General features: G+C 45.3%; 9 protein-coding genes. 7 read left to right on the top strand and 2 right to left on the bottom strand.

The features are described from left to right. Window positions 1-20: 20 nt before the first annotated feature. The 3 genes from sov (at window position 21) to RLN88_RS14660 (ending at window position 8358) form a co-directional block, all read left to right on the top strand. On the top strand, window positions 21-7142 hold the full coding sequence (gene sov, locus RLN88_RS14670) for a T9SS outer membrane translocon Sov/SprA (protein WP_350222165.1): 7122 nt from the start codon (window positions 21-23) through the stop codon (window positions 7140-7142). A gap of 56 nt (window positions 7143-7198) precedes the next feature. Continuing rightward, complete coding sequence (gene gcvH, locus RLN88_RS14665) at window positions 7199-7573, top strand: glycine cleavage system protein GcvH (RefSeq protein ID WP_350222164.1); 375 nt, start codon at window positions 7199-7201, stop codon at window positions 7571-7573. A 107-nt stretch (window positions 7574-7680) separates the two neighbouring features. Continuing rightward, on the top strand, window positions 7681-8358 hold the full coding sequence (locus RLN88_RS14660; RefSeq protein ID WP_350222163.1) for an energy transducer TonB: 678 nt from the start codon (window positions 7681-7683) through the stop codon (window positions 8356-8358). Window positions 8359-8428: 70 nt separating this feature from the next. Here RLN88_RS14660 and RLN88_RS14655 read toward each other — a convergent pair whose 3' ends face one another. Together RLN88_RS14655 and RLN88_RS14650 are read right to left on the bottom strand one after the other, a co-directional pair. Continuing rightward, a complete protein-coding gene (locus tag RLN88_RS14655) occupies window positions 8429-11011 on the bottom strand; it encodes a hypothetical protein (RefSeq protein ID WP_350222162.1) in 2583 nt (860 codons plus the stop codon). Between the two features lie 65 nt (window positions 11012-11076). Further along, window positions 11077-11802, bottom strand: a complete 726-nt coding sequence (locus RLN88_RS14650; RefSeq protein ID WP_350222161.1) for a lysophospholipid acyltransferase family protein — start codon at window positions 11800-11802, stop codon at window positions 11077-11079. Between the two features lie 125 nt (window positions 11803-11927). Here RLN88_RS14650 and RLN88_RS14645 point away from each other — a divergent pair, with 125 nt between their 5' ends. The 4 genes from RLN88_RS14645 (at window position 11928) to atpD (ending at window position 17015) form a co-directional block, all read left to right on the top strand. After that, window positions 11928-12854, top strand: coding sequence for an ABC transporter ATP-binding protein (locus RLN88_RS14645; protein WP_350222160.1), 927 nt, complete (start codon window positions 11928-11930; stop codon window positions 12852-12854). A 20-nt stretch (window positions 12855-12874) separates the two neighbouring features. Further along, complete coding sequence (locus RLN88_RS14640; RefSeq protein ID WP_350222159.1) at window positions 12875-14167, top strand: ABC transporter permease; 1293 nt, start codon at window positions 12875-12877, stop codon at window positions 14165-14167. Between the two features lie 36 nt (window positions 14168-14203). After that, entirely contained in the window at window positions 14204-15421 is a 1218-nt protein-coding gene (locus RLN88_RS14635) for a sensor histidine kinase (RefSeq protein WP_350222158.1), read from the top strand. A gap of 85 nt (window positions 15422-15506) precedes the next feature. Beyond that, window positions 15507-17015 (top strand): F0F1 ATP synthase subunit beta, encoded by a 1509-nt coding sequence (gene atpD / locus RLN88_RS14630; RefSeq protein ID WP_350222157.1) that lies wholly within the window; start codon window positions 15507-15509, stop codon window positions 17013-17015. The last annotated feature ends 5 nt before the right edge of the window (window positions 17016-17020 follow it).

The following is a 17020-nucleotide window of genomic DNA, read 5'->3' as shown; positions in this document are numbered from 1 at the left end:
CGAACCCTAAGCGCCTTTTTTTGAGAGAGAATCTTTACATACGATTACTTTTCGCATGCCTATTGATTGGATGCGGGTCTGTGGCCAAAGCCTCTCTTTTTCAAGAACAGGATACCGTCCAAACAGATACCGTCGGTCCGTACGAGCCAAGCAAAAAACCTACTTTTCAGCCTGGTTATCGCTTTGGTGATCCATTTTCCTTCAGGAGCTCACGATCACCCCTTTTTCTGCGGGATCCCTCTCAGTTAGATATGCAGGTGCAGTTCAATCCAGACACCACTGCAGAAGATGCCGGGGTGACTTACTCGGTTTATGAAAATATCGGTGCGCTGGACTTCCGTCCGGCCTCATTCATGACCTTTGGGGAATTTAACCGCTACAACAATTCTCAGCTAAACCGGGAATACTTCAAGGAGCGATCCGTAGGATTGGATGGCGAAAGTGCAGTGAGCGGACGTAGCTTGATCCCCAGGCTATATATCAGTCCGGTTTTCGATCGGATTTTCGGTGGAAGCTATGTAGATATTCAGCCCAATGGATTTGTAAACCTGGATTTTGGTGCCAGATTTCAGCGGATAGATAATCCCGCCATCCCACTTCGTCAGCAGAAAAACGGCGCATTCAACTTTGATCAGCAAATTAGTATGAATGTGGTTGGTAAGGTTGGGGAAAAGCTGGCCATCACTGCAAATTTTGACAATAACAACACCTTTGACTTTCAAAACAATCTGAAAGTAGAGTATACCGGATACGAGGAAGAGATCATTCAGAAAATTGAGATAGGAAATGTGAGTATGCCGGTGACCAACTCACTCATGAGTGGGGCACAGTCCCTTTTCGGGATCAAGACGGAGCTGCAATTTGGAAAACTCTATGTGACCACCATCCTATCCCAGCAGCGTGGACGAAATGAGACGCTGACCATCGAAAGTGGCTTCCAGGGAAGGGAGTTTGAAATTCAGGCCTCAGATTATGACGAAAACCGTCACTTTTTCCTGGGGCATTTCTTTCGGGACAATTATGAACAATGGCTATCAGCACTGCCTCAAGTTATTTCCGGGGTAAATGTGACCCGGGCAGAGGTCTACGTGCTCAATAGAAATAACGACACGCAAACCACACGAAACATTGTCGGTTTTATGGATTTGGGGGAAGGCGAGGTGATTCACAGACCAGCCCTTTTTGGCAATGGAAATGGCGGGCCCACCCGAAATAATGCAAACACCCTGTTTAATAGTTTGCCGGAACCCAATTCCCCGGCCATAGAGTCTTTTTTGAGTAGCCTAGACAATCCTGCTGGTAGCTTTGAAAACTCAACGGATTATGTAAAAGTGACCACCGCCAGAAAGCTGGATGAGTCTGAATATAAAATCAATCGGGAGCTGGGATACATCACACTGACCAGAAGCCTGGCAAGTGACGAAATTCTTGCGGTAGCCTACGAATACACCTATAATGGCACAGGATACAAAGTGGGCGAGCTCACCGAGGATTACCAAAACCGATCCGATGATAAATTCATCTACCTAAAGCTTCTTCGTCCGAACAAAATCAATACGCAAGTGCCCACCTGGGACCTGATGATGAAAAACATCTACAACCTGAATGCCGCTCAGGTCAGTCAGGAAGGGTTTCAGCTTAGGGTTATTTACCGGGATGACAACACGGGACAGGACAATCCATCGCTCCATGAAGGGCGAAGACTTAAAGACCGGCCACTTGTGGAGGTTTTTAACCTGGATCGATTGAACCCTACGGGAGACCGACAGCCAGATGGAAATTTTGACTTTATAGAAGGGTACACGATTGATGTGCAAAACGGGAACATCATCTTTCCAATTCTGGAGCCATTTGGCGAAAATCTTGAAAGCCAGTTTGATTCCGATGAAGGCAGGCTGGTAGAGAAATACGTGTATGACGAACTCTACGATGAGCCAAAAGCTACTGCCGAGCTGAATGCCACACAGAATAAGTTTGTGATTTCCGGTAGGCTGACAGCAGGATCATCCAGTGAAATCACCCTTCCGGGCATCAATATAGCCGAAGGTTCGGTGACGGTGATTGCCGGTAGCACGCCATTGACAGAGGGATTGGATTATACTGTTGATTATAATCTGGGAAGGGTGCGGATTCTGAATGAAGGCATCCTCAACTCAGGGAAGCAAATTCAGATTTCATATGAGAAAGCGGATCTTTTCAATTTCCAGACTCGAACACTAACCGGTGCAAGGTTTGACTATCGGTTCAATGATAATTTCAACATTGGGGCTACCGTGCTCCACCTCAATGAGCGGCCCGGAGGTATCTCCAGGTATGCGGTGGGCAATGAGCCAACCAAAAACACCAAGTACGGCTTTGATATCAACTATCAGAATGAGTCTCGCTTCCTGACGAAAATGGTGGATAAGATTCCATTGATTAGTACCAAGGCTCCATCTACCGTCACCATCAATGCGGAATTTGCCCAGTTGATACCGGGAACGAGCAACGTGGTAGATGGTGAGGGAACCTCCTACATTGATGATTTCGAAAATGCCATCACACCGATTAATATAATGGGATGGCAGGCCTGGAAGCTGGCCGCAACGCCACGTGTTTTTTCGGAAGCTCAGGGGGGAAATTCAAATTTGAGCTTTAACGATCGCAAAGCCAAAATCGCCTGGTATACCGTTGACAATAGTATTTTCTACCGGGCTGGGGGGAATGCTCGCCCATCTAATATTAGCGATAGTGATTTGGAGAATCACTACGAACGTTTAGTCCTGCCTCAGGAGATTTTCAGACAAAGGGATCAAACCCTGGTCAATTTCAATGAGCCGATTTTTGATGTGGCCTTTTTCCCAAGCGAACGGGGGCAGTATAATTATAACCCCGCCACATCTGCCGACAATACACTGCCAAACCCTGAGCAAAACTGGGGTGGGGTCACCCGCGCGATTACCAACGAGGTAAACTTTAACAAAACTAACATCGAGTACCTGGAATTCTGGCTGATGGATCCATTCATAAATGGGGAAAGAGGAGTGGTGAAAGATGGTAGGTTTAATGAAAATGCTTCATTAGATCAAAATGGTGGAAAGCTGATCTTTAACCTGGGGAGCGTTTCTGAAGACATTGCCCCGGATGATAAACATGCATTTGAAAATGGGTTGCCGGCGAATGGGGATATTGGGCCAATCACCACCTGGGGACAAATTACTGAGGAGCAATACCTGACCAATTTCTTTGAGAACTCACCGGGAGCCAGAGATAATCAGGATGTGGGTATTGATGGACTTAGTGATGATGACGAGGGAAGAATTTTGAACGGCACGGGGATCAACCTTAATCCCACTGACGGGGATATTTCAGCGGACAACTTCCGATACATTTTGGATGGAGAGTATGATGCCCAGAATGCCAAGATCGTTCAGCGATATAAAAACTGGAATGGCATGGAAAACAACTCTCCCATTGCCGGAGGTGGCGGCCAATTTATACCGGCATCCACTACCCTTCCAGACAATGAAGACTTGAATCAGGATAATACCGTTTCTGATCTGGAAGAATATTTCGAGTATGAAATTGACCTGGCACCAAAAAATCAGTCCACCAATCCTGATGGGGGAAATCTCGTGCTTCAGGAATACATCGTGGATCAGATAGAAAGTGGTAACGGAGAGTCCAACTGGTACCTATTCCGAATCCCGATCAAAAACGTAGGAAGACCAATTGGCAACCCAACCTTTGAGAACATCAAATACGTGAGGATGTACCTAACCGGTTGGAGTCAGCCGGTGGTGCTTCGTTTTGCTCAAATGAGGCTGGTGGGTAGCCAGTGGAGGAAATACGATCGGGCACTTAATGAACCGGGGCTTGATGCCATTCCGAACATAGAAACCTCAGATTTCTCCGTCTCTGTGGTCAATATCGAAGACAACAGTACCTCCACCACAGGCGGGGTGAGGTATGTTTTGCCGCCCGGTATCAATCGGGATATTGACAACACCACCACCCAGAATAGACGGATCAATGAGCAATCACTACAGGTGTGTGTAGAGGATTTGGATGATAAGGATGCGAGGGCAGTGTATAAAAACGTATCCTACGACCTGATCAATTACGGCAGAATGAAAATGTTCTTTCATGCTGAAGCATATAATAATGAGATGGTGCTTGATGATGAGGTCACTGCATTCCTCCGGCTGGGTACAGACTTTGACGAAAACTACTATGAAGTGGAAGTTCCGCTAAAAGTGACCCCCCAAGATATTACCGGAAACCTTGAAGAGATTCGGAGGCAAGTGTGGCCGTTGGAAAATGAAATCGACATTTCAATCAAGGAATTACTAGGTATAAAATCCGAGAGAAACCGGGCAAACCTCGATGAAAACATCCCTTATTCAGTACCATCAAACGATGGCAAATATACCTTCACAGTAAAAGGCCGACCGGATATCAGTGCCGTGCAGGTAATGATGATCGGGGTGAAAAATCCGGGGGATGAATCCAGCTCCGCCAAGTCCGTGTGTGTGTGGGCCAATGAACTTCGGGTAACGGATTTCGACAGTAATGCAGGCTGGGCGGCCAATGCACGAATCAGCACCAAGCTGGCAGATCTGGGAACCGTTTCCGCCTCTACCCGATATACCTCCATTGGATTTGGGAACATTCAGCAAAGAATCTCCGAAAGGACACGGGCAGAAACTAAACAGTACGACATTTCTGCAAACCTGAATTTGGAAAAATTCATGCGCCCGGATAAGACAGGACTGGTGGTGCCTATGTTTGTCAGCTATGAAAAGACCACCATTACCCCTCAGTTTGACCCACTCGATCCAGATGTGCCGTTAGAGGCTTCCCTGGAGTCCATTGATGACGCAGAAGAGCGTGCTCGCTATCGAAGAATCGTAGAAGATCGAACAACAAGAAGAAGCATCAACTTCACGAATGTGAGGAAGGAAAAAGTAAATCCGGATGCCAAGAGCAGGATTTATGACATAGAAAATTTTGCTTTCAGCTACGCCTATAGCGATCGGGTATCGAGCAATGTGAATACAGAGACATTATTTAATAAGACAGTCAGTGGAGGAGTCAATTACAATTTCTCACCGGCAGCATGGAGCATAGAACCATTCGGCGAATCGGAGAAACTCACCTCTCCATATTTAGCGCTGATAAAGGATATAAACTTTTCCCCGGTCCCGACCAATTTCTCAGTTTCCACCAATCTGCGTAGAGACTTCAGGCTCACGCAGTATTACAACAATGATTTGACAACCGAGGGGGTTGATCCACTCTATGAGCGAACCTTCACCTTTGCACGAAACTATGGCATGCGCTGGGACATCACCAAGAGCCTGGGACTGACCTACAGCGCTACAGCTAATGCGGTGATAGATGAGCCTGAAGGGATCATTGAAGGGGATATAAATACCAGAAATGAAAGGGAATATATCTGGGATCAGATTTTCAATCTTGGGCGGATGAAGAACTTCAATCAAAGCATTGCGGCAAATTATTCACTTCCGCTTGACAAAATTCCTTTTACCGATTGGCTTTCATCCGATGTAAGATACTCTGTCGGGTATGGCTGGGTGGCCGGGGCAATCAATCGGACCGCCAGTGATACGGTTGGCCTGGTAGATGATGATCTGTTCTTTGGAAACTTCATCAATAATCAGCGAACCATCGGCCTGACAGGCCGGATAGACATGAACAAGGTTTATGATAAAGTCACCTTTTTGAAAAATGCCAATACACCGCCAGGAAGAGGAGAATCGGTGAGTCCGGGAAATAAGGCACTCAGGTTTATGATGATGCTGAAATCAATCAACGGAAGCTACAACATCAATGAAGGAACGTCCCTTCCGGGATTCAAACCCACGGCTTTTCTATTCGGATTGGATAGTGGATTTAGTGCACCGGGGCTTGGATTTATTTTTGGCAGTCAGGATTCGGGTATCAAGCAGAAGGCAGCCAGAAACGGCTGGCTTGTAAGAAATGAAAACCTGACCAGTCCATTCCAGCAAACATATGGGACAGACATTGACATCCAGGCTGACCTGGAACCCGCCAAAGATCTTCGGGTTCAGCTAAGCTGGAATCGGGGGTTGAATAACCAATACCAGGAAATTTTCAGGTTTGATGGCAATGGCGGCTTTGAGACTTTGACTCCTTCAAGAAGTGGTAGCTATTCCATCTCATTCCTTTCCATTAAAACAGCTTTTCAAAAAGACGGCCCGGACAATTCTTCGGAAGCTTTTTCGGAGTTTGAGCGAAATATTGACATCATAAGAAGGCGACAAAATGAAAATAACCCTGTCACAGCTAACAGTAGCCTTGGCTATGATTCGATTTCACAGGATGTATTGATACCGGCATTTTTAGCGGCCTATTCTGGCAAAGATGCAAGTGATGTCAGTCTTTCACCATTCCCGAAAGTGCCGCTCCCCAACTGGCGGGTGGATTATGCCGGCCTGGTTAATATTCCGGCTATTTCTGAAGTATTTTCATCCTTCACCATCTCTCATGGCTACAATTCCACTTACAGTGTTTCAAGTTTTACCAATTCATTGAATTATGGCGAAGACCTCATCGGACTTCAAAACGACATTCTCGACTACCCACTGGCCAGGGATGACAGCACAGGAAGGTTGGTGCCTGTGTATATCATCAATCAGGTGATGGTCTCTGAGCAGTTTGTGCCGCTTATCGGCTTCAATATCCGGACCAAGAGCAACATCTCCACACGCCTGGAATTCAGAAAGAGCAGGAGCCTGGCGTTGAACATGTCAAATGCACAAGTGACCGAAACCACCAATAATGATGTGACCCTGGATCTTGGCTATTCAAAAGTAGGATTCAAACTTCCGTGGAGGTGGCAAGGCAGGACCATGACATTGAAAAATGACCTGACCATGCGTGTGGCGGCCTCAGTGCGGGATAGCAAGACAGTGCAGAGAAAAATCAACGAGCGAAGCACAATTACCAATGGCAACCTGACCTGGCAGGTGAGACCTACGATTACTTACAAAATCAACAATCAATTGGATTTTACTTTCTACATGGAGAGGAACGTCACCGACCCGAAAGTTCTCAGCTCATACAAGCGAGCTACCACGGCCTTTGGCGTTCAGCTAAGATTTGGTCTTTCACAGTAAGGCAAGTTCAATTCTAAGTTTTATTTTTGACGCCCATTTAACAACATAGAAAACATATGAATATTCCTTCAGATTTACTTTACACCAAAGATCACGAGTGGGTGAGAATTGACGGAGACATTGCCACCGTTGGTGTTACCGATTTTGCCCAGGGTGAATTGGGAGACATTGTTTATGTAGAGATTGAGACCGAAGGTGAATCTTTGGATGCCGGCGAAGTTTTTGGAACAGTGGAGGCTGTAAAAACGGTTTCCGATCTTTTCATGCCGGTATCGGGTGAGGTGATTGAGATCAATGGAGCGCTGGAGTCCAATCCTGAAGTTGTAAATTCTGATCCTTATGGAGATGGCTGGATGATCAAGATCAAAGTGTCTGACAAGGGAGATCACCTGATTAGTGCCGAAGATTATAAGGCAGAAGTAGGGGGATAGGAAATTTTGGAATGTTTTTTGTTTGTATTAAGTAAATACCAGTGTCCTTTTGGTATATAAAAATTGAAGGGCATATATTTGATGTTCAACTTCACAAAAGAAGGAATATGGAACCGAAAAAAAATCCGAAAATAGACCTTTCCAGACAGTCAGGAATGTTCCTGAATATTGGGATGGCTCTAAGTTTATTGATCGTAATCGTAGCGTTTGAGTGGAAAGATTATGATGATTCAGGTCTAATGGACCTTGGAAATTTGGATGATGACTTTGAAGACATCATCGACATTCCACCTACCGAGCAGCCGCCTCCACCACCACCGAAAGTTCAGATTCCGGAGATTATCGAGGTTCCTGATGAGGAAGAAATCGAGGAGGAAATCGAAGTGGAGTTGGACGTAGAGGTGACAGAAGAGACGGTGGTAGAAGACATTATTTTTGATGAAGCCCCTGAAGAGGAAAACGTAGACGAGATTTTTACAATTGTGGAAGAGTCTGCAACCTTCCCTGGAGGGATCACAGCGTTCTATGAGTATCTAAAGAAAGAGCTGCAATACCCAAGACAAGCTCAAAGAATGGGTATCGAGGGACGCGTATTCGTACAGTTTGTGGTGGAGAGAGATGGTAGATTGACTGACATCCACGTGGTGAAAGGAATTGGGGCTGGATGTGATGAAGAAGCAGTAAGGGTACTTAAAGAGTCTCCAAAATGGAAGCCGGGCAAGCAAAGAGGCCAGCCGGTGCGTCAGAAAATGATTCAGAACATCCTATTCAAGTTTTCGAACTAAGTAGGAAGGAAATATAAATTAAGCCTCGTGATTCACGAGGCTTTTTTTATGCCTTGTGAAATTTGATCAGTTACCAGCCTTCCTGCTCCATTACACTTTTCGCTTGATTGTATTGCTTTTGAAATGCCTCAAATTCTTCTTTGCTAAGTAATTCTTGGAGCCTTTTCAGTGTTTGGTCTGCATACGCTAGCAGGTTCCAATCAAGTGCCACAAGTACATATTTCTTTAGAAGCGGAGTGGAGTAAGGATTGATTTCTGTTGCATCCACTAGTAGCTCATACCCACCGGAGGCCTCCCTTCGCTCCAGCTCATCAGCCACAGCTATGACCTGAGCTTCATGGAAGGCATTTTTCCTGCCAAGTGAGAGGAGGTCATCATTGGAGAGGGTTGTAAGATCAGGTACTGTTTTTGATTTTGGGGAAGGAGCATTGTACCCTTCAAGCTTGTCGAGTAGCAGGTTGGCTTGCTCGGTGAATTCGGGATTTCTTTTCAGAAATTTCAGCAGTACATCCGGGATTTGGTTTGCATTTCCCATTCTGGCCATCACTTCCATTTTGCCGAAAATGGATGAATGATGTTTTACCTCCAGCGCAAGGTCAAAAAATTCAAGGGACAGCTTATAAGCACCCTGATCCAGAGCAAACTTCCCCAAGGCATCCAGATATTCCCCTTTGTAAAATTGGTGTGCATTGGCCTGAAGGTAATCCATCATCATAAATGCCTCATTGACCTCTCCTTTTTTGTACAGGTGAATAGCGAGTGCTTTCCTCAATCGGTTGTTATAAACGCCATCCGAGGATTTTTCCACTTCCCTTCGGATGATGCTTTCAATCGAATCATGCGAAAAGATGAAGCTGCTGTTTAGCAAATAAGCCTGGCGGTGGAGGTGCCCAACCTTCGCTATCCCATCGTAGATAAATTCAAGATCGTTTTCAGCTAGTTGGGTAGTGAGAATATTCGCTTTTACCCCATAGTTGCCTTCGTAGTAATCTTCTAAAAGAGCGGTGGAATCAATAATTTCCAGTCTCTTCAAAAGGCACCATTTGTTCACTTTTGGTGCTTCATTCCATTCGTCGGATGGTGTCGCTTTTTCAAAGTATTCCAGTGCAGTTTTTAGATCCCCTTTCTCGGCCCTTAGAAGCGCAAGGTTGTTTTCCATCTCACCACTGCTTTCCTTTCGAAGTGCCTCCTCGTAGACCGCCATTACCTTGCTTGAATTGATCTCGGAATCCAGATTCCCATAATTTATCCATGCGTAAGGCGAGGGATATCGTTGCGCCGCATTATTAAAATAGGTTTTAGCAGGATACTCATTATCCTTTTTGGCTTCAACCCAGCCCAGCGAGTAGTTTGCATAGTGGGTGTTGTATCCAATATAGGCCGATTGCAAAAGGTATTCGTTGGCCAGCAACTGATTGCCCTCCGTTTTTGCTGCTTGAGACAGATAGTTATAGTACCCTGATTTTAGGAGGTTGTAAGGCTCCTGCCCCGACAAAAAGTAGAATGCAAGCACTGCGATGAAGCCACCAAGACGGGCACTGGCGTATGGCAGGTTCCGCTCTTTGTACGCGATCTTGTATACCTCAAATCCTTTGATCAATGGGTCAACGAAGTTGCCTATGATGTAAAGAAAAAACATGGCTACAAAACCTAAATGGAAATACAGGATGACATAATGAAAAGCCTGATATACCGAATCATTGCCCCGGATCATTTGATGAGCTAGAAATGCAAAAGTGATAATGCCGAGGCTAATGGTGATGGTAAAGAAAACAACAGGATCGATATGCCTACTGAGATATTCTGCCTTGTATCTGAGGCTCCATAAAGCAACCAATGCAGAGATGACAAGCAGAATAAACGGATCAAAAAAGAAAAAACTGTTTTCAAATAATCCGGATTTATTCAAATAGTAAAGTGTAAGATCCCCAAGATAAATCAGGGAGAGGATCAGAAAGTGGGTGTGGTTGCTTCGGCCACCTTTTACTGATGTTACCACGTAAAGGATGCTGAAAATGATTTCTTCTGAAATGATAAAAAGGAACAGCAAAGCACAGATTGCAAAGCTAAAAAGCGAGTGAGCGATCAGATGATCAGTGAATAAGGTAGAGTTATCAACCCCCAAAAGAATCGCACTGCTGAGCAAAAGCAGGATGCCGAGCCGCAGGAGGAAAGGTGTGCTTTTTTTGTATTCGTGAAAAATCACGAGCGGTGTGATCAGCAAGACAAACGGGATAAATACAATGAGCTTGGACTCAACCCCAAACAAACCAATTTCCTGGAGATTGAGCCGATTGATGAGTAAAGCAAAAAGAGCGGCAGATGCAAAAAAACCATACCTTTTGAGATAGGTGGAGGCTGCCAGGGTCATACATATGGCTATCCATAGCAAGCCAAGTAAGACCCGGTCAGTTAGCATATTTCTGGTGATCTCACTCCCGGAATATTGCTCTGTCAGCAAATATTTTTCTCCCGTTATCTCGTGGGTCATCAGGTCGGTGGTGAGTGTCCAGGCAGGAAACTCAATCACCTCACCTGTGGTGGTCACTTCCCAGTCGATGGCTTGGTCATAGCCTGAATTATAAGCTCCCAGCATCAAAATCATGCTTGCAATGAAGAGTCCTAAAAGTGGCTTTTTGAAAGATTGGATCACGTTTTTGAATTAATTAGTTGGAGTTCCCGAAAATGATAACGACCTGAGATCAGATCAAATGTAGATCATTGTTTGTACTTAAGTAGTTCGGTCTGAATGACACGAAAAACTTCCTCCCGGAGTTGCTTCACAGGCTCTTCCGATTCAAGGTTTGGCCAAATGGGTTTGTGATAGATGATCCTGCACGTTCTTCTTCGGATATTGAGAAGGTCGTCATCGCTTTGGATGTAGTAATTATCAGGGAGCGTGACGGGAACAATCGGCACATTGTTTTCCACTGCCAGCTTGAACGCCCCATCCTTGAAGTCCATCATGTTTGGGTAGTGCTCCAGCCTGATTCCACCCTCCGGGAAAAGTGCAAGGTTATACCCATGACCAATTGCCTCACGAGCTTTCATGAGACTTTGAGCCCTACTTCTATAGCTGGACCTGTTCACCGTAATATGGAGGCTCCTATACATGTACCCAAAGATGGGAATTCTGGCCAGGGAGCTTTTGCCTACAAATTTGAAGGGCCTTGGGAAAAGGCCAAGAATGGGGATGTCCAGGTAGGAAAAATGATTGGCACACAAGATATACTGCTGCTTCTTTTCCAGCTTAAACTCCCATTTTCTCTTCACAGGGATAAATGCCATCTTCAAAAAACACCAGGCCCACAGACAGTTGATTCTCAAAGCCAGTTTATGAAGTGGCTTGATAGGCACCATCAGTATCAGGGGGATGATCAGAATCAAAAAGAAAAAGACAATAGAAAATACTGCCCAGAAAGAGTACAAACGTCTTAAAATCATGTCGCCGGTTAGGTGTGCTATTACGCCACTAAATTAGTTGCAAAATCCAGTCAGTAGAAAAAAATACGAGGCTGTGTAATATTTTGATACTTTCGTAAACTAATGATCATAAAACCCGAATCACTGTGAGTTTATTAAAAGTAGAAAACGTAAACAAGTCATATAGCGAGCATCAGGCTTTGACGAATGTGAGCATGGAAATTCCCGAGAAAACCATTTTTGGCCTTCTGGGGCCGAATGGAGCAGGAAAAACCACGCTCATCCGAATCATCAATCAAATCATAGAAGCAGACAATGGCACTATCCTGTTCGATGGAGAGGTACTCAATCCCAATCATATCCGGGAGATTGGCTACCTACCGGAAGAGAGAGGCCTTTATAAAAAGATGAAGGTGGGAGAGCAACTGGTATACCTTGGGCAGCTGAGGGGACTTTCGCTGAAGGAAGCCTCCAGGCGAGGCAAGGCATGGTGCCAGAAGCTGGAAATCATAGACTGGTGGGGAAAGAAGGTGGAAGATTTGTCCAAAGGGATGGCACAAAAAATTCAGTTCATTGCCACGGTGATGCACGAGCCAAAATTGATCATCCTTGATGAGCCATTTTCTGGTTTTGATCCGGTAAACGCTAACCTGATAAAGGATGAAATTTTGGAGTTGAGGGAAAAAGGCTCCACCATCATTTTCTCCACTCACCGAATGGAATCTGTGGAGCAGCTATGCGACCATGTAGCTATGATCAATAAATCTCAGAAAATTCTGGATGGCTCCAAAATCGACATCAAAGAACAATTCAGGGATGGAACCTACCACGTAGAATACCGTGAGGGGGAGGTTAAATCCGGAGGAGGATTTGAGCTTCTAAGCACGGAGGAAATTGGACGTGGATTGAAACGGTCACTCATTCAATATCAGTCGGATGGTAATCCAAATGAATTGTTGAAACAGCTAGTCAGCCAGGTGGAGATCCACTCGTTTGTGGAACGAATCCCAAGTATGAATGACATTTTCATTTCATTGGTGAAAGGTGAAAACCCTGAATTAATAGAAGCCTAATCCCCCTAAAGAAATTTCAAATGAACAAGATATTATTAGTAATACAGCGAGAGTTTATGAGCAGAGTTCAGAAGAAATCATTTCTTCTGGCCACTATTTTGGTACCCCTGATCTTCCCGGCCATCATCATTGGGATGATTTACTTGAAGGAGGAAAGTGAGAAAAACAAAGAACAGGAAGTCATTCATTTGCTCAATGAAAGCAGCATCATCTCCTTCGAAGATTCCGAGCGGTATAAATATGAAAAAGTAGAGGGTCCCTTGGACTCTGCAAAAGCACGATTTACGAAATCGGAAGATTTTGCACTTATCTATGTCCCAGAGGTTAGTCTGGATGATCAGCAAGGCATCACCTTCTATGCCAAGCACACTCCCGGAGTGACGCTGGTTCGTGATTTTGAGCGAGAGATAGAAAACCAAATCAGGGAGCTTAAGCTAACAGATGCAGGCCTTACAAAGGAGCAGTTGGATCAGCTTCAGACGGATATTTCCATTGCATCATTTAACCTTTCTGAAACCGGAGACGAATCTAAAAGCAGCGCTAAGTCTACTTTCTGGATTAGCTATGTGATGGGCTTTTTGATCTATATCTTCTTGTTTGCATATGGCGCTCAAGTGATGCAGGGAGTAATTGAGGAAAAAAGCAGTAAAATAGTTGAGGTGATTGTATCTACAGTGAAGCCATTCCAGATGATGGTAGGGAAGGTTGTTGGAGTAGCTTCAGTAGGGATTGTACAATTCGTAATCTGGATTGTTTTAATGGGTGTCGTTTGGATGCTAGCAATGTCTTTTCTTGGAATTGATCCAGCGGCAGCTCAAGCTTCCAATTTAACACCGGAGCAAACACAAGCGCAATCCAACGAAATCTTGGAGATCATTCAAGATGTTAATTGGACGCAAATAGTCCTTCTTTTCCTTTTCTACTTCCTTGGCGGCTATCTATTATACGGAGCGTTGTTCGCCGCAGTAGGATCAGCAGTTGACACACCGGCAGATGCACAGCAATTCATGATGCCGATCATGATGCCAATCATTATCAGCTTAATGGGATTATTCATGTTCGTATTTGAAGAGCCCGATGGTCCTGTCAGCTTCTGGCTATCCATCATTCCGTTCACCTCCCCGATCGTCATGATGGGCAGAATAGGGTTTGGCGTGCCGGCTTGGGAGATCGCCCTCAGCATGGTTTTGCTGGTTGGTGGCTTCATTTTCACCCTATGGCTGGCGGGCAGGATCTACCGAATAGGGATATTGATGCATGGCACCAAAGTGAACTACAAGGTGCTGGCCAAGTGGCTCATGCAAAAGAATTAGACAGATCGTGGTTATTTTTAACCAAACGATCACCGGTTGAAAACAAAGTTTAGAGAAGCGACAGGCAGCACACTGGCCCCACTACGACCCCACTTCAAGTGGCTCGTGGTGGGGTTTGCCATTGTTATCAGCTTTGGATCCATCTGGTATACCAATAGCCTGGTGGAGCAGATACGCGAGCGTGAGCAGCGACAAATTGAGATTTATGCCAGCTCACTCGAGTTTTTGGCCAATGAAGGCGACAATGTAAACTTCTTTCTGATACTAGACGAAATAGTAGCAGCCAATCATTCCATCCCCGTCATACTCACCGATGAAAACGAGAATCCGGAAGATTTCAGAAACCTGGCAAGGGCAGAGAAGTTCACTCCAGGCAAGGATCGAAATGATTTTCTGAAGCGGGAAATTGAAGAGATGAGGGAAGCGCATGCTCCTATTGAGGTTACGCTGAAGGATGATCAGGACAACATTTACGGCTACAAATATATTTTTTACAAGAACTCCTACCTGCTCAGCCAGCTGAAGTACTACCCCTATATTCAGCTATCGGTCATTGCCCTTTTTGGGATCATCACTTTCCTGATCCTGAATTATATCCGAAGGGTAGAGCAGGACAGAGTATGGGTGGGCCTGGCGAAAGAAACGGCACATCAGCTCGGCACTCCTCTTTCCTCACTTATGGCATGGTCGGAATATTTTAAGGGATTATACCCTGAACAAATGGAGGCATTACTTGAATTCGACAAAGATGTGGATCGGTTGAAAGTCATCACTGATCGCTTTTCTAGCATTGGTAGCGAACCTCAGCTCTCTGCCCTCAATATTGCAGATGCTATTGATGAAATAGTGGTGTACTTGCAGAAGCGCCTGTCCACCAAAATAGTGATCACGGTTTCGGCTTTCCCGAGCAGGGATATTTCTGCTAAAATCAATCAGTCACTTTTTGCCTGGGTCATCGAAAACCTGTGCAAAAATGCTGCTGATGCCATGGAGGGGAAAGGCTCCATTCACATCAGTATCCTGAGGGCCAACGAAGGCAGGATTGCGGTGGATGTGCAGGACTCTGGTAAAGGCATCCCTAAGTCAAAAATCACGAATGTGTTCAGACCGGGCTACACCACTAAGAAAAGGGGCTGGGGATTGGGGCTGACCCTCGCAAAACGCATTATAGAGCAATATCACCAGGGAAAAATTTTCGTAAAGCAGTCAGAAATGAACAGGGGGACAACTTTCCGAATTTACCTGAATGGATGAAGTGAAAATCCCTTTTTCCTTATGGATTTTTGCCTTAATTTCGCACCAAATTTCAATCAACCCATTAATATAACCACAAGAAATAATGGCAAATAAAGGTAAAGTAACCCAGGTTATTGGTCCGGTAGTAGACGTAAGCTTCAGTGCTGAAGGATCAAAACTTCCAAGAATTATGGATGCACTAAAGGTCGTTCGTCCGGACGGCACAGAGGTGATTTTGGAGGTGCAGCAACACCTGGGTGAAGAAGCGGTGCGAACCATCGCGATGGAAAGCACAGATGGCCTGAGCAGAGGAACTGAGGTGACTGACCTGGGTGCCCCCATCAAAATGCCAACAGGAGAGGCAATCAGAGGTCGTCTTTTCAATGTAGTAGGTGCTGCTATCGACGGCATGGAAGAGGTAGACAATACGAACGGTCTCCCTATCCACAGACAAGCTCCTCCCTTCGAGGATCTTTCCACTACTACCGAGGTACTTTTCACAGGTATTAAGGTGATTGACCTGATTGAGCCTTATGCCAAAGGAGGTAAAATTGGATTGTTTGGTGGTGCGGGTGTTGGAAAAACCGTCTTGATCCAGGAGTTGATCAACAACATTGCTAAGGGACACGGTGGTTTGTCCGTATTTGCAGGTGTGGGTGAGCGAACAAGAGAGGGTAATGACCTTCTTCGTGAGATGATCGAAGCTGGAATCGTGGATTACGGACCCGAATTCAAAGAATCAATGGAAGCAGGCGGATGGGACCTGTCCAAAGTAGATAAAGAAAGACTTAAAAACTCGAAAGCAACGTTCGTATTCGGGCAGATGAATGAGCCTCCTGGTGCGAGAGCAAGGGTAGCGCTTTCAGGACTGACAGTTGCTGAGCACTACAGGGATGGTGACGGAGAAGGAAAGGGAAAGGACATTCTTTTCTTCGTTGATAATATTTTCCGATTTACTCAGGCGGGTTCTGAGGTATCCGCACTTCTAGGTCGTATGCCTTCAGCGGTAGGTTACCAGCCTACGCTTGCCACAGAAATGGGTCTGATGCAGGAGCGAATCACTTCTACAAAACGAGGATCAATTACTTCCGTACAGGCTGTTTATGTACCTGCGGACGACTTGACTGACCCTGCTCCGGCAACAACATTCTCTCACTTGGACGCTACGACAGTACTTTCAAGAAAGATTGCCGAGCTAGGTATCTACCCTGCGGTGGATCCATTGGATTCTACTTCCAGAATTTTGAGTGCAGATATCCTAGGTGCTGAACATTATGATTGCGCACAGCGAGTGAAGGAGATTCTTCAGAGATATAAAGAACTTCAGGATATCATTGCCATCCTAGGTATGGACGAGCTTTCTGATGAGGATAAAGAAGTGGTACACAGAGCGAGAAGAGTGCAAAGATTCCTTTCTCAGCCATTCCACGTTGCTGAGCAGTTTACAGGCCTTCAGGGTGTTCTAGTAGATATCAAGGACACCATCAAAGGATTCAACATGATCATGGATGGTGAGCTGGATCACTTGCCAGAGGCAGCCTTCAACTTAGTAGGTACGATTGAGCAAGCGATCGAAAAAGGTGAGAAATTAATGGCTGAAGCTTCTGCTTAAGCAAG

The sequence above is a fragment of the Ekhidna sp. genome (assembly GCF_040223195.1).
Lineage (GTDB): Bacteria > Bacteroidota > Bacteroidia > Cytophagales > Cyclobacteriaceae > Ekhidna.
Note: the sequence above shows the minus strand (reverse complement) of the source record. Positions and strands in the feature narration are given on the sequence as shown.

What these genes read in the sequence shown, in the direction of transcription:
- gcvH (WP_350222164.1), top strand. Translation starts at nt 7,199, where the DNA reads ATGAATATTCCTTCAGATTTACTTTACACCAAAGATCACGAGTGGGTG.
- RLN88_RS14660 (WP_350222163.1), top strand. Translation starts at nt 7,681, where the DNA reads ATGGAACCGAAAAAAAATCCGAAAATAGACCTTTCCAGACAGTCAGGA.
- RLN88_RS14650 (WP_350222161.1), bottom strand. Translation starts at nt 11,802, where the DNA reads ATGATTTTAAGACGTTTGTACTCTTTCTGGGCAGTATTTTCTATTGTC.
- RLN88_RS14640 (WP_350222159.1), top strand. Translation starts at nt 12,875, where the DNA reads ATGAACAAGATATTATTAGTAATACAGCGAGAGTTTATGAGCAGAGTT.
- atpD (WP_350222157.1), top strand. Translation starts at nt 15,507, where the DNA reads ATGGCAAATAAAGGTAAAGTAACCCAGGTTATTGGTCCGGTAGTAGAC.